Consider the following 4919-nt stretch of genomic DNA (forward strand, 5'->3'; position numbering starts at 1 on the left):
ATTGACTCACTGAGTCAATTGAACCCGTCCCCATTGACTCCTAGCCGAGGGCCACGTCCAGGACCATCATGATCACGAAGCCCGCGATGACGCCGAGCGTGCCCACGTTGGAGTGCTCGCCCAGGTGCGCCTCGGGGATGAGCTCCTCCACCACCACGTAGACCATGGCGCCGGCCGCGAACGAGAGCAGCCACGGCATGTAGGGCGCGATCCACCCCGCCGCGAGCACCACGACCACGCCGAACAGGGGCTCGACGATGCCCGACAGGCTCCCCACCACGAACGCTTTCCACCGGCTGAAGCCCTCGCGCCGCAGCGGCAGCGACACGGCCGCGCCCTCGGGGAAGTTCTGCAGCCCGATGCCGAGCGCCAGCGCGACGGCCATGCCCAGGTACGCCTCGCCCGCCGCGCCGGCCGTCTGCGAGGCCATCGCGAAGAGCAGGCCCACGCTCATGCCCTCGGGGATGTTATGCAGCGTCACGGCCGAGACGAGCAGCGTCGTGCGCTTCCAGCTCGTGTGGATGCCCTCGGGCTCGGCCTCGTCGGCATGGAGGTGCGGCAGGAGCGAATCGAGCGCGATGAGGAACGCGACGCCGAGCAGAAAGCCGCCCGCCGCCGGGATCCACCCGATCTGCCCCAGCTCCTCCGCTTGCTCGATAGCGGGGTTCAGCAGCGACCACACGCTTGCGGCGATCATGACGCCGGCCGCGAACCCCAGGAAGATGTGGTGGGCGAGCTTGCCGCGCTCGGGGTCCTTCCCCGTGAAGAGCACCACCGCCGAGCCCGCCGTCGTCATGAGCCAGGTGAACCCGCAACCCGCCGCCGCCCAGGCGAGCGCTTGCAGGGTAGAAGCATCGAACATGCGCGTCCTTCCCGAAATGATAAAATCCAGCCTGTCTGGTTTTTATCATTCCCATCAGACTGGTCGAATGTCAGCCAATGGAATAGTACCCACGTTGCCGCCGGACGGTACGCACCATGTGCCGAGACACGGAATAGAGCGCGCTCTGCCCGAGGACGGTGCCCGCCGCGCGCTTCGCCTCCTCGTCGGCGTTCGCAGGCGCGTAGGCGTGCGCGAAGCGCTCGAGCATCTGGATGTCGTTGCCGCCGTCGCCGTACACCGCGACCTCGTCCTCGGAGATGCCCAGATAGGACGCGAGCCACGCGAGGCCCTCGCCCTTGTTCACGCCGGCGCTCGAGATCTCGAACATCACGGGCTTGAACGGCGCGTTCACGAGCGCGTCCGCATGGTCGGCGAGGTACGCCGAGAGCTCGCGCTTGAGCCCCTCGTCCTGCGTGCGCACGTTGAGCTTGCAGATGTCGTGCGCGAGCGCCTGCGCGGGCGTCTGCTCGAAGTGCATGGTCTCGTCCGCGAGGGCGCGGCGGCGGTTGCGGCGCATCATGGCGCGGCGCGTGACGCCGCTGCTGCCCGCGAACGACGCCATCCATGCCTCGAGCGTGCCCGTGAGGAAGGAGCCGTCGGGCGCGACGCACTCGAACACGAGCTGCGGGAAGGCGCACAGCAGCTCCTCGACGAGCGCGGGATCGATGACGAACGCCTTGAGCAGCTCGCCGCGCGTGCCGCGGATGATGGAGCCGTTCGAGCCCACCACCTCGATGGGAAGGTCGCCGAACCCCTGCGACGCGCCGGTGCGCGCCGTGCGGCCCGTGGCGATCACCATGTGCGCGCCCGACTCCGTGACCTCGCGCACGGCGGCGCGGATCACGCGGTCGGCGCGGTGGAAGTAGTTGAGCAGCGTCCCGTCCAGGTCGCTCGCGAACATCTTGATCATCGAATCTCCCCCTGACCGTCAACTCACCTCACCCATGATACGTTTAGGGACGGGTTCAAAACGTTACCTTTTGCTACATTTGGGGACAGGTTTAAGACGCCGCCCTCCTCCCCCGCCCGCGATGGCGCGCTCACCAGGTACAATAAGCGGCGGAACACCTTCGAGACGCAGCGTGTATGGAAGAAGCGAAATGGAGATCACCGCGCTACGGCGCTTCCTCATGATCGCCCGCGAGGGCACCATCTCCGGCGCCGCCGCGGCGCTGCACATCTCGCAGCCCTCGCTCTCGCGCCAGATGCAGGACCTCGAGCGCGAGCTGGGCAGCACCCTCTTCCTGCGCGGCAAGAGGCGCATCGAGCTCACCGAGGCGGGCATGCGGCTGCGCACGCGCGCCGAGGAGATCGTCGACCTCGCCGACCGCACCGAGGCCGAGTTCCGCGTCACGGGCGACGCGCTCGCGGGCGAGGTGCGCATCGGCGGCGGCGAGACGCCCGCGATGTCGCTCGTGGCGAACGTGATCGCCGAGCTGCAGGAGGCCTATCCGCTCGTGCGCTTCAGCCTGCACAGCGGCAACGCCGAGGACATCTCCGACCGCCTCGACTCGGGGCGCATCGACTTCGGCCTGTTCATCGGCCACACCGACCTCGACAAATACGAGGTCCTGCCCCTGCCCGCGCACGACACCTGGGGCGTGTTCATGCGCGCGGACGACCCGCTCACCGCGCGCGCCGCGATCCGCCCCGAGGACATCGAGGGGCGCCCGCTCATCTTCTCGCAGCAGTCGAGCCGCGAGATGCGCAGCTGGTTCCGGCGGGATTTCGAGGACCTGGACGTCGTGGCGACCTACAACCTGCTCTACAACGCCGCGCTGCTCGCTCGGCGCGGCATCGGCTACGTCGTGAGCCTCGAGGGCATCGTGGACACCTCGCCGGAGAGCGGCCTGGCGTTCCGCCCGCTCGAGCCGGCGCTCACCGCCGATGTGTTCATCGCCTGGAAGCGCTACCAGGTGTTCTCGCCCGCAGCGGCCGCGTTTCTGCAGCGCATCCGCGAGCTGTGGGGGTAGCGGACGGGCGGCGCGGGCGCAGGGCATGAGCAGGCGGCGCGTCCGGCGGGATAGCCGTTTCACGTCGGCGCCACACCGCGCGGGCGCCCCGCCTCGCGTCTACGCCAGGTACCGCTCGAAGAACGCCTGGATGGTGTCCCGGGGGATAGCGTCCTTGCCGCCGCCGTCGTACAGGTCGGTGTGCACGGCGCCCGGCACGAGCACGAGCTCCTTGTTCTCGCCCTTGAGCAGCGCGAACGCGTCCCTGCCCATGTAGCAGGAGTGCGCCGCGTCGCCGTGGAGCACCATGACGGCGTTCTCGATCTCGCCCGCGTAGGCGAGGATGGGCTGGTTGAGGAAGCTCTGGGTGCCGATCACGTTCCAGCCCTCGTTGGAGTTGAGCGAACGCGGGTGGTAGCCGCGCGGCGTCTTGTAGTAATCGTAGTAGTCGCGCACGAACCAGGGCGCGTCCTCGGGCAGCGGGTCGACCACGCCGCCCGCGCGCTCGTACGTACCGGACGCGTAGTCGCGCGTGCGCTGCTCGGCGAGCGCCCGGCGCTGCTCCATGCGCGCCTCGGGGCTATCGGCCTCGTCGAAATAGCCCTTCGCGGCGACGCGCGCCATATCGTACATGGTGCTCGCCACCGTGGCCTTGATGCGCGGGTCGAGCGCGGCGGCGTTGAGCGCCAGGCCGCCCCAGCCGCAGATGCCGATGATGCCGATGCGCGACGCGTCCACGTCGTCGCGGCAGCTGAGGTAGTCCACCGCCGCGAGGAAGTCCTCGGTGTTGATGTCCGGGCTCGCCATGTAGCGCGGCTCGCCGCCGGACTCGCCGGTGAACGACGGGTCGAAGGCGAGGGTGAGGAAGCCGCGCTCCGCCATGGTCTGCGCATAGAGGCCGCTCGCCTGCTCCTTCACGGCGCCGAAGGGGCCCGAGACGGCGATGGCGGCGAGCCTGGCACCCGGCTCGGCGCTGCGGGGCCGGTAGAGGTCCGCCGCCAGCGTGACGCCGTAGCGGTTATGGAAGGTCACCTTCTCGTGGTCCACCAGATCGGACTTCGGGAACGTCTTGTCCCATTCCCGCGTGAGGTTCAGCTGCTCGTTTTCCATGGTGCAATCCTTTCTCATATGAATCCATATCGGTTGTGAGCTGGTCTGTTACGCGCGCTCCCAAGCCACCGAGACGGAGCCCGCGCCCACGGCCCGCGCCAGGCCGGAGGCATCGTCGAGCGTCGCCTGGAACGCCTCGCCCTGCGCCGTGACCGTGATGTGCCTCATGGCATCTCCTCCTTCCAGACCGGCTTCCCCGGCTGCCGCCGACCCTCAATCCTCGCTCGAGATGTCGATGCCGAAGAACTCGTTCGAGAGCGCGGCGAGCGTGCCGTCCGCGCGCAGGGCGTCGATGGCCTCGTTCATGGCCGCGCGCAGGCTCGCCGTCTCCGCGCCCTTGCGCAGCGGGAAGGCGACGGGGGTCGCCTCGCTGTTCTCCGCCGCGATCTTGAGCGGCGCGTCCGGGTGCGCGTCCATGTAGTCGAAGAAGACCACCTCGTCGTTCAGGGTCGCATCGATGCGCCCCTGCTGCAGAAGCTCGATCGTCTGGTTGAAATCGTCCACGCCGGAGTTCGTCGCGCCGAAGCTCTCGGCGAGCGTCGCGTAGCTCGAGCCGAGCGTGTTGGCCGTGCGCTTGCCGTCGAGGTCCTCCATGCGCGCGATGTCGGAGTCCTCCGTGGTGATGACCACGATGCGGTTGTAAGCGTAGGGCTCGGTGAAGTCGTACTGCTCCTCGCGCTCCGGCGTGACGGACACGCCGTTGGCCATGGTGTCGAAGCGCTCGGCATCGAGGCCGGCGAGCAGGCTGTCCCAGCGGCCCTCGGCGAAAGTCGCCTCGACGCCGAGCTCGCCCGCGATGGCACGCGCCACCTCGATGTCGTAGCCGGTGAGCTCGTCCGCCTCGTTGTGGAAGGTCCACGGGCTCCAGGTGCCCTCGGTGGCGAAGACGAGCTCGCCGCAGTCGCGGACCTGGGTGAGGAGGTCGCCGCCCGATGTCGCCGCCGAGCCCGCGCTGCTGCCCGAGCCCGCCGACG

The 4919-nt window shown here is 68.9% G+C and carries 5 protein-coding genes; 1 reads left to right on the forward strand and 4 read right to left on the reverse strand.

Going from position 1 to position 4919, the window contains the following annotated elements:
- Nucleotides 1-40 precede the first annotated feature (40 nt).
- On the reverse strand, nucleotides 41-862 hold the full coding sequence (locus tag BN423_RS08575) for a ZIP family metal transporter (RefSeq protein ID WP_019239842.1): 822 nt from the start codon (nucleotides 860-862) through the stop codon (nucleotides 41-43).
- 70 nt (nucleotides 863-932) lie between these two features.
- Entirely contained in the window at nucleotides 933-1793 is an 861-nt protein-coding gene (locus tag BN423_RS08580) for an HAD-IIB family hydrolase (protein ID WP_019239843.1), read from the reverse strand.
- Between the two features lie 190 nt (nucleotides 1794-1983).
- Between BN423_RS08580 and BN423_RS08585 the strand changes: the two genes are divergently transcribed.
- Nucleotides 1984-2856: a LysR family transcriptional regulator gene (locus tag BN423_RS08585; RefSeq protein ID WP_019239844.1), complete on the forward strand. Its 873-nt coding sequence runs from the start codon at nucleotides 1984-1986 to the stop codon at nucleotides 2854-2856.
- A 99-nt stretch (nucleotides 2857-2955) separates the two neighbouring features.
- Here the strand turns inward: BN423_RS08585 and BN423_RS08590 are convergent, their stop codons facing one another.
- Complete coding sequence (locus tag BN423_RS08590) at nucleotides 2956-3945, reverse strand: alpha/beta hydrolase (protein ID WP_019239845.1); 990 nt, start codon at nucleotides 3943-3945, stop codon at nucleotides 2956-2958.
- A 213-nt stretch (nucleotides 3946-4158) separates the two neighbouring features.
- Nucleotides 4159-4919: transporter substrate-binding domain-containing protein (locus BN423_RS08600; protein WP_019239847.1), on the reverse strand; the 761-nt coding region annotated here is incomplete at its 5' end.

The sequence above is a fragment of the Enorma timonensis genome, assembly GCF_000321165.1.
Lineage (GTDB): Bacteria > Actinomycetota > Coriobacteriia > Coriobacteriales > Coriobacteriaceae > Enorma.

Excerpts from the sequence above, each read along its gene's own strand:
- BN423_RS08575 (WP_019239842.1), bottom strand. The coding sequence starts at position 862 with ATGTTCGATGCTTCTACCCTGCAAGCGCTCGCCTGGGCGGCGGCGGGT.
- BN423_RS08580 (WP_019239843.1), bottom strand. The coding sequence starts at position 1,793 with ATGATCAAGATGTTCGCGAGCGACCTGGACGGGACGCTGCTCAACTAC.
- BN423_RS08590 (WP_019239845.1), bottom strand. The coding sequence starts at position 3,945 with ATGGAAAACGAGCAGCTGAACCTCACGCGGGAATGGGACAAGACGTTC.
- BN423_RS08585 (WP_019239844.1), top strand. The coding sequence starts at position 1,984 with ATGGAGATCACCGCGCTACGGCGCTTCCTCATGATCGCCCGCGAGGGC.